Origin of the sequence: Neisseria sp. Dent CA1/247, from assembly GCF_022870825.1 — a bacterium.
GTDB classification, from domain to species: domain Bacteria; phylum Pseudomonadota; class Gammaproteobacteria; order Burkholderiales; family Neisseriaceae; genus Neisseria; species Neisseria zoodegmatis.
On the sequence record NZ_CP091522.1, the window covers coordinates 435,541 to 451,347 of the forward strand.

At 53.9% G+C, this 15,807-nt stretch carries 26 protein-coding genes; 2 read left to right on the forward strand and 24 right to left on the reverse strand.

Annotation, left to right across the window (positions count from 1 at the left end; translation table 11 throughout):
• Positions 1-66: 66 nt before the first annotated feature.
• The 14 genes from LVJ85_RS02090 to terL all read right to left on the reverse strand — a co-directional run bounded on the left by LVJ85_RS02090 (position 67) and on the right by terL (position 12,195).
• Positions 67-693, reverse strand: coding sequence for a hypothetical protein (locus LVJ85_RS02090; protein ID WP_244741036.1), 627 nt, complete (start codon positions 691-693; stop codon positions 67-69).
• A gap of 257 nt (positions 694-950) precedes the next feature.
• Complete coding sequence (locus LVJ85_RS02095; RefSeq protein WP_244741038.1) at positions 951-1,376, reverse strand: hypothetical protein; 426 nt, start codon at positions 1,374-1,376, stop codon at positions 951-953.
• Positions 1,377-1,382: 6 nt separating this feature from the next.
• Entirely contained in the window at positions 1,383-1,760 is a 378-nt protein-coding gene (locus LVJ85_RS02100) for a phage tail protein (RefSeq protein WP_244741040.1), read from the reverse strand.
• Between the two features lie 63 nt (positions 1,761-1,823).
• The gene (locus LVJ85_RS02105) at positions 1,824-3,233 is read right to left on the reverse strand and encodes a phage tail sheath subtilisin-like domain-containing protein (RefSeq protein WP_244742947.1); all 1,410 of its coding nucleotides are present in this window, start codon (positions 3,231-3,233) and stop codon (positions 1,824-1,826) included.
• 2 nt (positions 3,234-3,235) lie between these two features.
• A complete protein-coding gene (locus tag LVJ85_RS02110; RefSeq protein ID WP_244741042.1) occupies positions 3,236-3,433 on the reverse strand; it encodes a DUF2635 domain-containing protein in 198 nt (65 codons plus the stop codon).
• On the reverse strand, positions 3,430-4,080 hold the full coding sequence (locus tag LVJ85_RS02115; protein WP_244741044.1) for a DUF1834 family protein: 651 nt from the start codon (positions 4,078-4,080) through the stop codon (positions 3,430-3,432). Before LVJ85_RS02115 ends, LVJ85_RS02110 begins: the two co-directional genes overlap by 4 nt.
• Positions 4,070-4,492 (reverse strand): gp436 family protein, encoded by a 423-nt coding sequence (locus LVJ85_RS02120; protein ID WP_244741046.1) that lies wholly within the window; start codon positions 4,490-4,492, stop codon positions 4,070-4,072. Before LVJ85_RS02120 ends, LVJ85_RS02115 begins: the two co-directional genes overlap by 11 nt.
• A gap of 3 nt (positions 4,493-4,495) precedes the next feature.
• Positions 4,496-4,876, reverse strand: coding sequence for a hypothetical protein (locus LVJ85_RS02125; protein ID WP_244741048.1), 381 nt, complete (start codon positions 4,874-4,876; stop codon positions 4,496-4,498).
• Between the two features lie 66 nt (positions 4,877-4,942).
• On the reverse strand, positions 4,943-5,851 hold the full coding sequence (locus tag LVJ85_RS02130) for a Mu-like prophage major head subunit gpT family protein (RefSeq protein ID WP_244741050.1): 909 nt from the start codon (positions 5,849-5,851) through the stop codon (positions 4,943-4,945).
• A 2-nt stretch (positions 5,852-5,853) separates the two neighbouring features.
• Positions 5,854-6,912 (reverse strand): phage protease, encoded by a 1,059-nt coding sequence (locus LVJ85_RS02135; protein WP_244741053.1) that lies wholly within the window; start codon positions 6,910-6,912, stop codon positions 5,854-5,856.
• 210 nt (positions 6,913-7,122) lie between these two features.
• A complete protein-coding gene (locus tag LVJ85_RS02140) occupies positions 7,123-7,539 on the reverse strand; it encodes a phage virion morphogenesis protein (RefSeq protein ID WP_244741055.1) in 417 nt (138 codons plus the stop codon).
• 132 nt (positions 7,540-7,671) lie between these two features.
• Positions 7,672-8,991, reverse strand: coding sequence for a phage minor head protein (locus LVJ85_RS02145; protein ID WP_244741057.1), 1,320 nt, complete (start codon positions 8,989-8,991; stop codon positions 7,672-7,674).
• Positions 8,978-10,546: a DUF935 domain-containing protein gene (locus LVJ85_RS02150; protein WP_244741059.1), complete on the reverse strand. Its 1,569-nt coding sequence runs from the start codon at positions 10,544-10,546 to the stop codon at positions 8,978-8,980. Before LVJ85_RS02150 ends, LVJ85_RS02145 begins: the two co-directional genes overlap by 14 nt.
• Positions 10,546-12,195, reverse strand: coding sequence for a phage terminase large subunit (gene terL, locus LVJ85_RS02155; protein ID WP_244741061.1), 1,650 nt, complete (start codon positions 12,193-12,195; stop codon positions 10,546-10,548). Before terL ends, LVJ85_RS02150 begins: the two co-directional genes overlap by 1 nt.
• 11 nt (positions 12,196-12,206) lie before the next feature.
• Between terL and LVJ85_RS02160 the strand changes: the two genes are divergently transcribed.
• Positions 12,207-12,398: a hypothetical protein gene (locus tag LVJ85_RS02160; RefSeq protein ID WP_244741064.1), complete on the forward strand. Its 192-nt coding sequence runs from the start codon at positions 12,207-12,209 to the stop codon at positions 12,396-12,398.
• On the opposite strand, the gene LVJ85_RS02165 is transcribed toward LVJ85_RS02160, so the two are convergent.
• From LVJ85_RS02165 to LVJ85_RS02185, 5 genes are read right to left on the reverse strand one after another with little or no spacing between them, the layout of a single operon-like run.
• Positions 12,392-12,901, reverse strand: coding sequence for a DUF1804 family protein (locus LVJ85_RS02165; protein WP_244741067.1), 510 nt, complete (start codon positions 12,899-12,901; stop codon positions 12,392-12,394). The two genes, LVJ85_RS02160 and LVJ85_RS02165, sit on opposite strands and share 7 nt — an antisense overlap.
• A 3-nt stretch (positions 12,902-12,904) precedes the next feature.
• Positions 12,905-13,120, reverse strand: coding sequence for a hypothetical protein (locus LVJ85_RS02170; protein ID WP_054599793.1), 216 nt, complete (start codon positions 13,118-13,120; stop codon positions 12,905-12,907).
• Between the two features lie 5 nt (positions 13,121-13,125).
• Complete coding sequence (locus LVJ85_RS02175; protein WP_370686948.1) at positions 13,126-13,380, reverse strand: hypothetical protein; 255 nt, start codon at positions 13,378-13,380, stop codon at positions 13,126-13,128.
• 5 nt (positions 13,381-13,385) lie between these two features.
• Positions 13,386-13,733, reverse strand: coding sequence for a hypothetical protein (locus tag LVJ85_RS02180; protein WP_244741071.1), 348 nt, complete (start codon positions 13,731-13,733; stop codon positions 13,386-13,388).
• Positions 13,730-13,948, reverse strand: a complete 219-nt coding sequence (locus LVJ85_RS02185) for a hypothetical protein (protein WP_244741073.1) — start codon at positions 13,946-13,948, stop codon at positions 13,730-13,732. Before LVJ85_RS02185 ends, LVJ85_RS02180 begins: the two co-directional genes overlap by 4 nt.
• 12 nt (positions 13,949-13,960) lie before the next feature.
• On the opposite strand from LVJ85_RS02185, the gene LVJ85_RS02190 reads away from it, so the two are divergent.
• The gene (locus LVJ85_RS02190) at positions 13,961-14,140 is read left to right on the forward strand and encodes a YegP family protein (protein WP_244741075.1); all 180 of its coding nucleotides are present in this window, start codon (positions 13,961-13,963) and stop codon (positions 14,138-14,140) included.
• A 48-nt stretch (positions 14,141-14,188) separates the two neighbouring features.
• On the opposite strand, the gene LVJ85_RS02195 is transcribed toward LVJ85_RS02190, so the two are convergent.
• From LVJ85_RS02195 to LVJ85_RS02215, 5 genes are read right to left on the reverse strand one after another with little or no spacing between them, the layout of a single operon-like run.
• Positions 14,189-14,371, reverse strand: a complete 183-nt coding sequence (locus LVJ85_RS02195) for a hypothetical protein (protein ID WP_244741077.1) — start codon at positions 14,369-14,371, stop codon at positions 14,189-14,191.
• Between the two features lie 19 nt (positions 14,372-14,390).
• The gene (locus LVJ85_RS02200; RefSeq protein WP_244741079.1) at positions 14,391-14,801 is read right to left on the reverse strand and encodes a class A beta-lactamase-related serine hydrolase; all 411 of its coding nucleotides are present in this window, start codon (positions 14,799-14,801) and stop codon (positions 14,391-14,393) included.
• On the reverse strand, positions 14,782-15,015 hold the full coding sequence (locus LVJ85_RS02205; RefSeq protein WP_244742950.1) for a hypothetical protein: 234 nt from the start codon (positions 15,013-15,015) through the stop codon (positions 14,782-14,784). The genes LVJ85_RS02200 and LVJ85_RS02205 overlap by 20 nt, the downstream gene beginning before the upstream one ends.
• Entirely contained in the window at positions 15,015-15,233 is a 219-nt protein-coding gene (locus tag LVJ85_RS02210) for a hypothetical protein (protein WP_244741082.1), read from the reverse strand. The genes LVJ85_RS02205 and LVJ85_RS02210 overlap by 1 nt, the downstream gene beginning before the upstream one ends.
• Entirely contained in the window at positions 15,233-15,781 is a 549-nt protein-coding gene (locus LVJ85_RS02215; protein WP_244741084.1) for an N-acetylmuramoyl-L-alanine amidase, read from the reverse strand. The genes LVJ85_RS02210 and LVJ85_RS02215 overlap by 1 nt, the downstream gene beginning before the upstream one ends.
• Positions 15,782-15,807 lie beyond the last annotated feature (26 nt).

Below are 15,807 nucleotides of genomic sequence, written 5' to 3' on the forward strand. Positions count from 1 at the left end.
TTAAACTCACATTAACTCACGGTTAATTATGGTTTAAAGGCTGTTTGAATCGGGATTTAAGAGGCTTCAAGCCTGATTGTTTAAAAATTCTTTAAATGCACCTTGATAAATAAACTCATCATTCAAGGCATCTTTAATTACCTGTTGGATTTCATTTCTAGCTTTTTCTTTTGACCTATCGGTTTTATAGGTGGTTATTTTAAAATTTAAATGCTCTATATAAACCATGTAATGCCTTGTATTTACCAACCTAATTTCTTTATCACCAATCGGAATGTGTGGATATTTCATATCCTTTAAAATGTCATTCATTACGCTTGATCTTGATTGAATGGTTTTAGGGTTATCACTAATCAAGCATATTTCCAAAGATTCCCATAAGATCATTCTGTTTCTGTCATCTATAGATAACCTGCTTGATTGGCTTTTTTTAAAGTAATCACCTGCTGTCGTTTTCGCGTATTGATGACAATCATGCACTTCTCGCATAAACCCCTTAAGTGTATGCAGCCGCTTCTCTTCTTCAATTTTTCTTTGCCTTATTCTCTCCAGTCTTTCTTTTTCTTGCTGTCGATGCTGTTCAATTAATGCTTGTCTTTCTTTTTCAAATGCTGTTTTTTTATTTCTTTGCACCTGTTTGATTATAGCTACCACGCCAAAAAAGAATACAAACCAAATTAACATTAACCACACCAAAATATTCCCCTTTTTATATATAGAAAGGGAAAATATGTTAATTACAATGTGTGTAAATAGCAATACCGCCTGAAATCTAAGTTTCAGACGGTATTTAGATTATCCCTTCGGTTTAGGCAACCGCCTCGAGATAATCACTCCGTCATCCGTGGGCTTTTTAACGCCTAAGCTGTCCAAGATGTCTCCAAACCAAGCCACCAGCTCGGCGTGGCACATACCGGCCACGGCATCGGCGGATATACCCGCTTTGGCCATCAAGATGACGGATTGTCGGTAATTGCGGTGGCAGTTTCGGTAGTTTCGGGACTCGGTCTTTCGGCGGCCGCCGTGGTGTTCCCGGGGTTTTCCCCAGCGGCGGTGTATTTTGCCCGCAGGTCGTCCTGTGCGGCCAAGATGATGCCGTAGTCTTCGCCGGTCAGGTTTTCCGCTAGGTATTCGGCGGTTAGCTGTTCGGGGGTAATGCCCTCAACGGTCAGCTGCTGCGCCCAATAAGCCAAGGTTTCAGTCATCAGGGCGCGGGCTTTGCCGCTTTCGCTTTGTGCCTCGCCCCAATCCATATCTTCCAACGCAGCCTGCGCGCGCAGTTCGCCGCCGATAGTCAGCGGCCGTAGTGCGGCACGTTTGGCCACCCCGCCGCCCGGCAAGGGCAGGCCCCACACCAAATCAAACTCGTGTTTCATGCGGCGTTACTCCGTGATTTTGTGCAGCGCCACCATCTCGATATCGATACGCGCCTCGTTGTCGGTCTCGTATTGCTCGCTGGTTTCCACGGTAAAGCAGTCGAGATAAGAGGTGCGTTTGTCTTCTTGATTGATGGGGTAGATGGTAATTTTGGCTTTGGTGATGTTGTCCCAATCCACGGCGCGTCCGTCGAGCGGAATGGCGGCAGTCACGCTTAATTTGTGTTCGGTTACGCCGTCGCAATAACCGTTGACTCGGCCGTTGCGGTTCATGGTTTTGACCGGCTTGCGGCCGGTGGTAGTTTGCGGCTTGATGCTCACAATTTCGATGTCGCGGCCGTTAACCTCCATGATCACCGTACCGGCATAAGTTGCATCGCTCATGTTTTATCCTTTTTTAAGGTTTCAGACGGCCTTTAAAACAGGTTTAAACGCCGTCTGAAAGGGTTACAAAATCAAATCAATGCGCCCGGCAAACACATGCAGGCCGTTGACCACGTCGGCGGGGATGATGGCATTCACTCGGTTGGGGTCGTTTTGCGCACGCGCCACTACCAGCTTGCCTTTGTTGGCTTCGGCGTTTTCGATGATTTCGGCCTGATCGAGCTTGATTAATACGTCCAAAATCTCGCTCTTAACCTTGGGCAGCAGGCGGTCGCTCAATTTGTCGCGCGGGAAACGCAGGGCAATGCGCTCTTTAACGCTGCGGCGCACATAATCCAGCGTGCGGATGGTGGTAATGTCGAGTAGTGCCGGGTCGTCGGTGTTGTTGGCCGATTTGGTATAGGTGGATACGGCACGCATAATCTGCACGCGGTTGTTGACCACAGTCAGCGGGGTCAAGCCGTTGTACAGCGCATTGTTGCACTCGGCAAACAGCGGCCATTGCGCATCAGGTGTAACGGCCAGCCCTTTGATTTCCAACGTATTCAGCGGCTTGGCAGGGTCTTCTTCAAAGGCCAACACCGCCGCATAACCTGCGGCAATGATGCCGTTTGGCTCTACCGCGCCTTTGTACCAAGCGCAGGTAATGCGGCCGTCGTTGATTTTGCCGGTAGCGGTGGTGGCCGCGCTCAAGGTCGCACTCATACCCAATACGCCGATACAGCCGCGCTGCTCGATGGCATTGGATACGTTGGTAATATGGTTGCTCAAGGCTTTGGCGTTGGCGTCATCGCTAAACGGGCTGCAAATAATGTGATAATGCTTGCCCGCCACTTTGGCCAAGGCCGTGGCAATGTCCGCATTTTTGGCGCCGCCGGTAAAGGCATTGGCTTGATAAGTCAGGCCGGTATTGCCGGTACTCACGGTTAAGCCGCTCTCGTTGCCGATCTCGCCTTTGTGTTTGGCTGTCAACGTCACGGCTGCGCCGCTGCCGGATGCGGTAACGGTTACATCGGCGGCAGTGATGGCGGTTTTCAGACGGCCTGCCACTGTGGCGGCGGTCTCGCCGGTGTTAACGGACGTGCTTACCTGCTTGCCGCCAATCGTGATTTCCACCACGCCCGGCGCGGTGGCCGTGCCGGAAAGGGTAACGGTTGCGGTTGCCTGCACGCCTGCGCTGTGGTCGGCAATGCCGATAACGGTCAAATCCAAATAAGGGTTGTTGGCAAACGCTTGGCGCACCATCAAATGCGCGAGCGAGCCTTGTCCGAACAAATCGGCCGCCTCGGCATCGCTAAACAGTTGCACCGGCTCTAAGGCGGGCTGTCTGCCCGCGGTCAGCATGGGGGCAACCATCAATACCTTTTGCGGATTTTGCGGCAAACCTTGCACGGCATTGCGGGTGTTAAATTCAATGTACTGCCCGGGCACGCGGATGCTGCCCGGAATCGTGTCAAAATCAATATGGGGCATCATTACTCTCCCTTAGTATTGCGGGTTTTGGTATTTGGGGCGGCATCCTCAACCACCACCAAATCGCCGTCATCAATCATGCGGCGGTAATACAGGCTGTTGCCGTCCACTTCCACCGGCTCTTGGCCGATATACTCGTGCGGGTTGTGCTCGGCCGGCACACGCAGGCCGTCTGCCGCCGTTACTTTGATTTTGCTCATTGCTTATCCTTAAGGGTTAGGTTTACAGGGATTTCACCGGTGGATTGCGGGTCGTAAATTCTGCCGTCCAATCCCTCGAAATCAGGCCACGGCTCGCTCAATGTGCCCTGATACTTGGTAAAGATATGGTCGGGGTCGTCGGGATTGTCGGTGCGTTCGGGGTAGCGGTCATTTTCTAAGCCACAGGTGTTAAAGCGGATGGCGTACTCAACCGCATATATGCTTACTGCGGTGTTTTGCACCAGCACATGATTAACAATCGTTCGCACCGCTTTGGGCACCAAGCCGCGGCTATCGGCAAAACCGAGCCGCTGGCCGTCAAGCAGGCGGCGAACAGCGCGGATTAAATCGTTGCTGCCGATTTCGCGGCTATCAATGCCGCCTTGCCGCTGTGCCTGCTCGTTGCGCAGATTGCGGGCTGCCACCATCACCACAAATTCCGCAGTATCCTGATAACGTCCGCATACGCCGCCGGTGCTGGCAGGTTCAACTTTGCTGCCGCCATACGTTACCCAAACCGCAGGCAGCGTATGGATTTGCCCTGCCAAGTCCTCGGCTTCGCCGTTGTAGCTTTTAACCGTGCGCACCATGCGACCCAAGCCCCGCTTCAGACGGTCTGTTATCGCTTTCTCAATATCAGTGATCACGCCTGAACACCTTGTTTTTACCGTTTACAAACACAATACCGTCTTCGCCCGCGGCCACTTCTTCGCCGCTTTCATCCACGCCCAGCTGCACTTCGCCTTTGGCCATAGCACGCAGCAGGTCGAGTACGTCGATTTTGTAGCGGTTGCGGATTTCTTCCGTAATCAGCACACCGTTGGCGGCGGTGAGGCGGTAGCGGGCGATATCGCAACACAAGCGCTTGAGGATGGGCGGCACATCGGTAAACGGACGTTTAAACCGACCCAGATAAGCGTCTATTTCTGCGGTGGCATCGGCCAGTGCCACTGCCGCCACATCCTCGTCAATCAAGCCGTCTTGGTTGCGGTCGGTCAACTGAATAACCTCCAGCTCGCCGAAACGCGCCACCATATCCGCCGTCACCGCATAAGCCATGATTTATGCCTCTTTGGTTTGCAGGGCCGGCTCGTCGATAATGCGCTGCCACGCTTCATCGCCAATCACGGTGCGGTCGATTTCGCGCCACTCGCCGTCAAACTTCTCGCCGGCGCGCCAAAACTCGCGACCCGATGCCGTGCGCACCAGTCTCTTATTTGGATTGCCGGACTTAGCAGGCTTGTCGACCTGCTTGCGCAATGCGTCCAATTCGCGTTCAGCGGCTTTGGCTTTTGCGGATTCGGCGACCAATTGCTCTTTTAAAGCGGATAGTTCGGCCTGCACTTTATCCAGCTCTTGCTTGAGCGCCGCCTCAACGGTTAAGTCCTGCGGGTTTGGTTGGGTTACAGATTCGACGAGGGTGTCTTTTTTTGGATTTGCCATAGTCAGGTCTCCGTTCAGACGGCCTTTAAAACAGGTTTAAACGCCGTCTGAAAAATCAAGGTTGGTTTACAGGTGCACCGATACGTGCAGTTTCAGACGGCCTTTAAAGGTGTTGGTCGTACCGTTGATTTTTTCGGCTTCCAACAGCTCGCGGGCGGTCTCTTCCAGCTCGGGCGGCACCACCAGCAGGCTCGGTGTAATGTTGAGGTTATAACCGCCGTTGGCCTTGACTTTGCGCATGGCCACAAGGATTTTTTGCAAATTGGCCTTGTTTAAAGTCAGTTTTTCTGCCATGTGCGCCAACTGCCACAAACCGAAACCGGCCACACAGCGGCGGCGGGAGCCGTAGAGGTATTGATCCTCCATAAACACCTTGTCCGATTTAGCAGGGTCAAACTTGTTTTCAAATTCCGGTTCGGTGCGGCTTTGGAATACCAACGGCTTGAGCGTTTTGGTGTCGTCAATCACATACCATGTCGGCACATCATTGTCGGTGCCGGTGGTAATGTTTTTGGCAGGCGTGTTTTGGCCGGTGCCGTCGGCTTTTTCGAATACCGGATGATCCGTATCAAAAAAGTATTGGCCGTCATAACATTCGGTGGTTTTGCCTTTTTTGAGCAGGCCCCATACCAAAGTGTCGGGCAGGGCTGCGGCAGATTCGCCCATTGCGGCCATCATCGGGCGGTACATACCCACCTGATCGTCCTCAATGTCGGTGCGCTCCACGGCAACCGTCGCTTCAAACTTTTTGTTGGTCAGGCTCATGGCCTCTTTGCTCATTTTTTGGATTTGGCGTTGGCCTACCCATTCGCGCATTTGCGGGAATTTGCCCAGCCACGCGTAAGTATTGGTGGCCGTATTCGACGGCACCGTCATGGCAATGGCCGTATAAGACGGCTTAACCGATTCCAAGCCGTTTTGAAATTCCTTGCGGAATGCGGCGGTGAGCGCCGTTAATACTGCGGTTTTATTCATTTTTAGCCTTCCTGTTGTTTAACTTGTTCGGCATACTCGGCATGGCTCATACCGAGCATCTTGGCGGCCGCCTGCTCTTCTGCGGTTAAGGCAACTACATTTTCGCCCGGCTCTTTGCCTGCGGTTTGCGTGCCGGCCAAAGCCGCTACCGGCTGCGCGTTTTCAATAAAGCCGGTTAAAAAGGCCAAGCCACCTTCTTGTTTCAGCACGCCCTCCGCCCATGCCTTCTGCGCGGGCAGCAGCTTGCCTGCGGCCAATGCGGCAGTAATCAGCTCGTTGCCTTTATCGGCGTTGCGCTCGGCGGTCAGCGCGGCGATTTGGCTTTGCAAATCCTGCACCACCGACACCGGCGCGTATCGGGTCAAGTCGGGTTGGCCTGCCGGCTGGGCGGACAAGGCGGCGATTTTGCTGTCTTTGTCGGCCAGCTCCTTAAACAGGTCGGCAGATAAGGCAACGTTTTGCGGTTTGGCCGCCAAGATTGCGGTTAACGCCGCCGTAATCTGCTCGTCGCTTGCCTGCGGCAGGCCAAGCAGTTGTTGCAACAACTCTTTCATCGGGTTTTGCTCCGTTTCGAGGTTAAAAAACTGTGCCGACGCTGCCGCCAACACCTCATCCATGCCGTCCAACGCGGGGTAATTGGTCAGGGCGGCGTGGTAAATCTTGCGCACATAGCCCTTGGTGTCGTAGCTAAACACCGCCGAGATATAACGGTATTCTTTGGCGGCAATGGCCGCCGCGGCCTTGTCCGTCCACTCCACATCGGCAAACAAGCCTTTGGGGGTAAACTCCAGCCAGCGCATCCAACCGGCGGCGGGTGCGGGCTGGCCGTTTTTTTCTTTGTGCAGGGTTTGGTGCTCGTAATCGACCACCAGTTGATTGCGCGAGGCATTGGCCAGCTCCACCACGTCGCGGCCGTTTTCTTCCGTTAGATACCAAGCGGGCACATCGTGGGGGCGGCCGTCAATCGCTCTAAACTCACCGTAAGGCAGCAACTGGATGCGGCCGTCGCGCGGCTGCACCTCGAAACTGCATGCGGCAAGCGTTAATCTGTTTTGGGGCATGTTGCACATCCTTTTTGCGATGCTGTCATTTTCGCCGCAACAACCGCGCCGAAAAGAGTGGACGCATTTCAAACCCCGCGCCGCATTTCAAACCCCGTTTAAACCCCTTTTAAAATCGCGTCAGATTGGTTTTAGCCTATCGGCCTATGCCAACCTATTACCCAAATAAAAAACGCGCTAAAAAGCGCGTTTTAAAGGCCGTCTGAAAAATCATTTAATCAGGTTGGCAAAATAATCCTGTACATCGTCCATCAAGTCTTGTTTGTCTTGGTCGGTCAGCGTTAAAAATTCCCGCTGCGGTATGTTCACTTTGCGGCCGCGTCCGGCCATGCCGCCGAAGTTGTGGATGGCGGCATACACCATATTGGTACCGACAAGGGCGGTATCGTTGTCGGCCATTTTGGTGATGCTTTCGCGCAAGCCCTCGGTATCAATCAGCGGCCTGCCGTTGCGGTATTTCAGCCCCAGCCATTTCGGTCGGCCGCCGGCGCGGAAATTCATATGCACGGCGTAGTGCATGGTGCCCGCCAACCGCTCCATCAGCCGGTAACGGTTTTCCACACCGTCTTGCAGCCGCTCGATTTGGTTTTGCACCACGAAAATATTGTCTATTTTGATTTCAATCATGGTATTATTGGCAGCATAAGGCTACTAAAAAAGCGATGAATTTGTCTGCCCTTCGCGGCCTCTCCGCAGCTGCAAAGCTGGGTCTTACATGACCGTTACGGGGTTGAGCGTGTGCCGGGGTTGCAGTCCGGCTTAGTAGCCTTTTTTCATTTCATAGCGTTTTTTGCTTTTCACGATTTCTTTTTCGTCCGCCCTGCGGAAAGAATCCAAAAAAACCGCGTCATACTGCGGCAGATATTTCAGCACTGCCATCAATCTATACTTTTCGTTTCCTGCGAGCGGTTTACCCAATAACACATAGCTTTCTTTTCCACGGCTGTTGTCGTAAAAAATATATTCCGGCTGCTCGATCAAATCCGGTAGCAACTCATACATGTCTATGCCGAAAGACTGCCCCTCACGGCTATCTACCTGCTTAACCAATGTATCGTCCGATAACCACACCGTAGCCCGTTTAATACCGGATACTTCCTGCGCTTCTTTGCCCAAAACACCGGCCGCAAATTTAAGCTGTTTGGACAACATCCTGCGGATTTGTGTTTTTTGCTCGCCGGTGGGTTTCCCGCTGATGTTCAGACGGCCTTTAATCTCATAAAACTCTTTTTCAAGCTGTTTAAACGACGCTTTAAAATCAGGCCCCGTCATTTCCGCCCGGGCAAACTGGTGTGCCAAACCTCTGTCGTAGCGGTCAAGGTCGGGGCGGTAATTCATGCGGCCTGCGTTGTACTCAAATCCGCGGTCGGTGGTATGCAGGCTGCCGTCGGGAGCTTTGTAGGCCATCGTCGGGTAACTGTCGCCTTTTTTGTTGTAGATTTTGTGCGTCTCTACAAAGTTTTCCGGCGTGGATTTGCCCACGATACGCCCGCTGCGCTCAATATCGCGCTCGGCCAAAGCCACCACCGTGCAGCGGCAGTTGTAGCCGTTGGGCGGATAAAAGGTTGTCCAAAACGGGTCGTTATAGCGGTAAACCAGCCCATCCATCGCCGCATGGGCAGGGCGTGTGCGGTGGTCGGCCACCGCGTCATACATCCAGTAGGGGCGGTGGTCGATATTGTCCATATAGCCTTGATACTGCCCGGCGCTGTAAGCCGACTGCATGTTGGTGCGGTAGATGGTATCCAAACGGCGCGGCGTGCCGAACACCTCGCCCGTTTTCGGATCGATGATGTCTTGCCCGTTGTGGCCGTTGGGGTGCAGCCAGCCCTTGTTTTGCAAGTGCTGCAAGATGTCTTTGCGCCAATCGGCAAACGCTTGCCCGCTGTCTGCCGCCTTAATCATAGATTGCTTGATGTCGTTGAGCATATCCAAATCGGTTATGCGGGCGATGGTGTACACTTTGGCGATTTCCGAGGCCGTCAGGTTGCGGTAGCTTTCGGCGGTCACGCCTTTGGCTTGCAGCCACTCAATCGCTTTTGCAGGTTTGAGGCCGAGGGCAAACTTAATGCTTGGCATTGGCTTGCCCCAACAGATCGCTCAAAAACAGCGCATTTTGCATATAGCCCCGCAGGGTTTGGTTATCCAGCTGCGGGTAGAGTGCGGTCAAGGCGGCATCTGCCTCTTCGTAGCTTTCGCACGCCGCCAGCGCGGCCACCGCCTGTTTGATAATCGGATTGAGCTGCGCGTTAAAGTCGGGCATCTCCAACGCCTCGTCCAATGCACCGTCCAATACCTGCTGCTCGCGGGCGGCGGGGCGGCCTGCCGGTATGCGTGCGGACAATGCCGCCAGCGCGGTTTGGTTCACGGGATTATCCGGCACCACACGCGCTAACACGCGCTCGCCCTCGGCAGGCTCGGGGATTACCAGCTTGTCGCGTACCCAGCTCTCCGGGATTTGTACGCCCACGTCCACCAGCTTAGGGATGGCTTCGGCCATTACCGCAATGTCCTCCGCCTCGCGCGTATCAAACTCAAATTTGGGTATGCGGTTCGGGTCGGTATTCGGGTGGTTGATTTGCAGGTAGGGCAAGATAATCTGTTGGGTAATGGTCTGTGCCACTTGCTTGGCATCCGACACCAGCAAATCACGGCGCACCTCGTTGTGCACTTTGCCCAGCGCATTGGTGCTGCTTTTGCCATCGGCTCCGCTGGTGAGCGTTTGCCCCAAAATCAGGCGCGCGGCGGATTTTTCGCACCAGTCGGCCATCTGCAAAAACGGGTTGCTGGTGGCAGTCGTGCCGCTGGCCGCTTGATGCAGCTCGACTTCCATGCCTTCGGGCATGATGCCCGCCGCGTTGTGGCCGATTTCGGCAACCGCGCGCAACAGCGTGCGTTTTTCTGCCTCCGTTGCCCCCGCGCCGTATTTGCCGATACGGATAGGCATGCCGTAAAGCTCCAAAAACTCGGCAAAATCATGCACGGCGTAATGCTTAAACATATACAGCCATGCCAGCGTGCGGAATAAGCCGTTACGCGCCTGCTGCACGCTGCGCGATTTATGGCTGTGCACAATCCAGCCCAGCGGCCACAGCGGCTCGCCGTCTTGATTGTCTTGCGATTTGAGCATCAGCTCGTCTTGATGGCTCCATTTAAACCAGCTTTGCGGGCGGTGTACAAAGCGGGCGGGGGCATAGTGGCCGTCTGAAAACATCCACTCGATTTCCAGCGCGGCGAATCCGTGGCCGACCGCGTCCATCAGGTCGATAACCAAGTCCTCAAACTGCGTCAGGCCGTCTATCAGCTCAAAGGCCACCTCGGCCAACTGCTCCTCGGCGGGCGTGGCATTGCGCGGCGGGGTAACGCGCCAATCCAGCGTCAGCAGCGCCCGCTTGCGCGTGCCCATATTGGCGCCGATGTCGCTGTCGCGCTCCTCAATATCGGCAAACAGCTCGTGCTGGGCGGTAATGTCGCCCGATTCCGCCTCTTCAAACAGTGCGCGCATTTTGGCCGGCGTGATAAAGTTGGACGGATGCTCCGCAATCACGCGCCCGGCGGCGGTAATTTGCGCCAAATCGGTCTGCAAGCCGTTTTCAGGCTTTTGCGGTTTGATTTTTTTGTCTTTTTTAGTCATTATCTAGCCCACATGCTTTTGGTGTTGTCATCATCAAGGTCGTCGTCAAAATCATCGTGTGTTTCAGACGGCCTCACGCTTTGCCACTCAATCGGCGCGGAGTTGGCCAACGCGCCCGCCCACAGCATCTGTACCGCATCGGGGCCGTCGTCATGGTCGGCCATCGGGAAATGCCTAAATTGCTGCTCCAGCGTGGTTTGCCCAGCATGCAGCAAAATCAGCCCGTTGGCCATGTGCGGCTGCAAGGTCTCAATGCGCAGCAGCTTGTCGGTAATCGGCTTAACCGCCCGCGCCGGCACCGGAAAACCCCGCGCCGCGCTGCGCTTGACCAGCTCGTCTTTCAAAAATTCTTGAAACTGCACCGTTTCGACAAACCACAATTTGCAGCGGTATTTTTGATGCAGGCGGATCACATCCTCGATAATCAGATCGGGCAGGCGTTTTTTGATTTGCGCCTCCACGATATACAGCTTGCCGGTGCTGCGGTGGTAGCCGCCGACAATAATCGCACTCGGGTCACGGCTTGCACCGGCCTTACCCAACGACGGGTCGAGCGCGCCGAAATAAATTAAATCGCCCGGCAACTCCGTCCAGTATTTGAGTGCAGACGCAAACGGTGCCGCATCGCCGCTGACCGGGTCGTTTTGATACTCCGAGTCAAACGTGGCATGGCCGTCACGGGCGCGGATTTTCATTAAATCCAGCACGCCGCGGGCTTTCCAACTCGTTTTCGCGCCGCGCTCCATCTCCTCTTTATGGGTTTGGTAAAACGCATCGGCCACCAGCTCGCCGTCGTTGCGGTAAAGCTCCTCCCATCTGTCCCATAAATCCATGCGGTCGGGCCAGCTCAACATCGCCTTAAACTTGATGCCTTTCCAAAATGGATTGCTTAAGGTTCGGTTTAATACGCTGTCGTAGTGCAAAATCGTGCCGATATAAATCACATCATACTTTTGACCGACACCGCCCAGCGGCAACACGGTTTTGGTCAGCCACGCATTGAGCTTGTCGCGTTGCTCGGGATTGCGTACCTGCTCGTCATTCTCGATATCATCTAAAATCGTGAGGTCGGGGCGGTAAGGGCCGTGGCGCAAACCGCGCAGCTTTTTGCCCGAGCCTGCCACCTGCACCTTGATATCGTTGGCGGTAACAATCGTGCCCGCCTGCCAAACCCGACCCGCACCCGCCGCCTCGGGAAAATCGGTTTTTAAACGCGGGTTAAACTCCAGCTCGGCCTTAATCGCCTCAAGCATAGGATATGCCTGATCGATACTATCCATGACGATAACAATGTAATGTTTTTGGCCGGTAACGATGCACCACAAACTAAACAGTTGCGTTACCTGCGTCGATTTACCCTCGCCGCGCGGAGCGCCCACTCCCTCATTTTCGCCCTGCGGCGAAAGGATGATTTCGGGTAGGCGCTTAAATAGATATTTATGCAAGTCTGATTTTTCGGCGGAGCGGATATAATGCGGGAAATAGGTGTTTATAAAGTATTCGTAACCGCTTACAGGGTCAAACACCTTAGCGCGTCGCTCCGCCACGGCACGGGGAGAGGCATCAAAGCCATCAACCTCTGCTTCAATGATTTGGCGCAGGTTGGCGGCAAGCACGGAGAGCGACTTTAAAAATTCTTTTGTTTTCATTGGGATATAAAATGAATATTGACTTTGAAATATCTAAAATCTTGGCAGAAGGCAAATATACGCCGTCTGAAATACATGATTTTTTGCAGGATCGGGGTTACAAAATTGACTTGCACAAATTAACCAACTATTTAAATATGCAGATCGCCCTCGGCAGAGTAAGCAAAGACGAAAACGGCACATTTACCTCACGGCTTTATTGACCAAACCTTTTCTCCACCTCCGCCCCAAACGGCTCCAGCACCTCCACAAAGGCAGCCAAATGTTTGGGGTGTTTCTCTTGTGCAAACGCCATCAGCATTTCAATCAATTCCAGCGCCGTTGCCAGTTTGCTGGTTTCCGGCATCACGCGGGCGTTGGCGGCCACCGTTTTGGTAAACGCGTCGGCCAAGCTCGCCAGCAGTTTGGCGCGGGTCGACGGCGGCAAGTCCTCCACCGTTGCATCTTGCAGCATCGTCATGGTGCTGTTGTACTGCGTCAAAAATCCCACCAGCATGGCGCGGCTCAAATCCTCAATGCCGCCGCCCGCCAATGTGTAGGCCGCCCGCAGCTTGTCCCAATCGTCGCCTTTGTCTTTGGCCGATTTTTTCCAATTGCGCGCCGTGGCAAAAGGGATTTGGCACATCATGGCCGCCGTCTCAAGCGTTTGCTGGCCACTAACGTATAGCTGTCTTAGCTTGTCTCGTATTTCTTGGGGGTGTGCCATCGGTCAGAATCCTAGCTTTGCGCGGATAAGCGACACGCCGATAGATACAATGCCGCCCGTGGCCGCACCGGATACGCCGCCTACCACGGCAGCAGTACGTTTGGTGTCTTTATGGATTTGAGCGATTTCCGCACTCATTTCGGCTTGGTTTTTAAGCGTTTGGTCGGTTTTTGCCTCAATGCGGGCGAGTGCCGCCAAGATGGGGTCTTTGTTTTCCATGATGTTTACTTGTCCGCCTTTCTGTCGGCGAGTTTGTCCAATTTGTCTTCGATGCGGTTAAGCTGACGGTTGATGGTTTCGCGGTCGGCCCGCGCCTCCGCCTTGGTGGAGTAATCCAGCTTCACGTCGTGGAGTTCGCGGCGCAATTCGGCACGGTCTTTTTCAGCATCTTTCAAACGGCTGGCGATGCCGTTAACCCAAAACCAGCCCGCGGCGGTCGCGAGCCCCCACAAGGTTTTAAAGCCAAACTCAAAGTCAATCGGTGTCATGACAGCTCCTTAAAAACCAAGCGGCAACTACATCCGCTGCGACGGCAGGCAACATCCAACGCCGGCGATGCCGTCGACACCGTAAACTCAACATCAAACTGTTGCTCCAACGCCTGTTTTATTGCCTGATATTGGTTCTTAAAGTCCACAATACCGCGATCAACGTGGAAGGTAACGCCAAAATCCTTATCCATGCCGGCAACGTAATCCCAGCTGGTTGCATCCAGTTTGCGTGATACCTGCTCGATAAACGGCTGTTGCTCACGCGCCTTGGCTAACCCCATTTCAAAGCCGGCAAATTTAACCGCCAATACGCGTGCAACCAAATCCTGATAGGTGCTCATTTTTTGCCGCCTATCATTTTTCTTAACCGATTGTATAAATTTCTAAACCAAGAAATATTTACAGGGGCATAAATTTTTGCTAAAACTTCCCCGTCATACTGTGCATTTTCTCGGGCTGCCCGAAATTTGGCTTTGGCTTCTTCCGGACTGTCCGCCCAAATGCTCAATGACCAGGACTTACCGTTAAAACGGTAGGAAAACGTATACTCTTTCATAGGAGAAACCTTATGTATTTTGAAGTTTATAAAGACGCAAAAAACGAATACCGTTGGCGTTTGAAGGCTGCCAATCATGAAATCATCGCTCAAAGCGAGGGCTACACCACCAAACAAAACTGCCTGCACGCGGTCAATTTGGTTAAAAGCACCGATTCGACAACGACTGTTAACGACTTAACTACGGTTTAAAAACCGATTTTCGTCTTAAGCCCGCACCCCACGCGGGCTTTTTTGTTATTAGTTGTCAACTTTAAGTTGACCACTCGCCGCCCATTCGCGCCAAGCCGTGTTTTGGTTTTCCAGTTCAGCCACATATCCGCCAAACTCGACCGCATGCTCCAACAACGCCTGCACGGTGCCGTTTTCCGGCGGGGCGGGGCGCACCGGCGGCACCATCAACGCCGCAGGCGGCGCGGGCATTACCGGCACCTCAATGGTTTTAATTGGTGTAGCCGAGGGCACGGTTGTACTGCCGCAGGCTGTTAGGCCCAAGCCCGTCAATACACATACCGGCAGCAGTTTTATCTTGCTCGATTGCATGTTTAATCCCAGTTTTGTGTTGTTGTTTCAGACGGCGTACATCCGCTTGCGCCTGCGCCAGCCGCACGCCGACTGCCTGTGTTTTGGCCGCCTGCTCGTCTTGCGCCTGCTGCGCCTTTTTGAGTTCCGCGGTATATGCCTCGGCGGATGCCAGCAGTGCGGCCGTATGGTCTTTTTGCGCTTGCTTGATTACAAGCTGCTGCTCGTTATAGGCCGTCTGAAAACCGTTACGGTAGGCCAGCCATAAAGCCGCACCGAGTAGCAGCACCGCGGCGAGATGCGGCAGGTATTTAATCCACTTTATCGGCATTGTCGGCCTCCACTTCCTGCCGCTTCACGCTTACAAACGCCCGCGCCACGGCATAACCGCCCACGATGCCCAAATACACCGCCCATATTTCGGGCGACGGGTCGGGCAGCACCACAAATTTATATGTTCCGGCGGCGCAGGCCACGTTGGCCCACAGCTTGCTGTGCGACACCTTGCCCGTGGCCGGATTTTTAAGGATATCTAGCAAGGCCATCATTTCGCCTTTCTGCGGTTGCGTGCCTTGCGTGCCGCACGCTTGGCCGATGCCACACCCGAAAAGCGGTGCGGCTGCTTATTGCGGCCTTTGCCGATGTGGCGCAGAAAACGCGGCGTATCCAATACTGGCAAGGCTTTTACATCGGTTTCAGACGGCTTGTTACCCAATGCCCATGCCAACGCCGCCAGCGCATATTGCTTAATCTTGCCAAACATCAGCCCAGCTCCTTCGCAATCGCATTGGCGATGGCGCGGCAGATAGCCCATTTATTGGCTTTAAATTGAGCCAAGTCTTTATCATTGCTGATAAAAAACGGCTCAAACACAATGCCGCCATGCTGGGCATACGCCAAGCGGCTGTGCTGGCCGGCATTGTCGGGCTTATAACCGCCGTCGCCGCGCAAACGCCAACCGGTCACATCAGCTACTGCCTTGCTCAAAATCTGACACCAGCGTTTGTTTTTGGCCGTGCTCAAGGCTTCGATACCCGTTGCCGGCTGTTGCCCCGGCTTCGGTTTAGCGGTCGCGTTGGTGTGAAACTCCACCGCCACCGTTGCACCTTTAATCAGCTTAACCGCCTCGCGCAGCGGCAGATTGCCTTTGCCCTCGCCGTCTGTATGTACCGTCAAGCCGTAGTCGTTGCGCAGAATAGATGCCGTGATATTGCGCATATCCTGCGCCAAATCCGCCTCGCGGTCGCTGCCGTTGACCGCGCCCGGGTCTGTGTTGGAATGCCCTGCGGTCAACACAATAATCTTGCCCATATAAGCCCTTTCAAAATCGTTTTAAG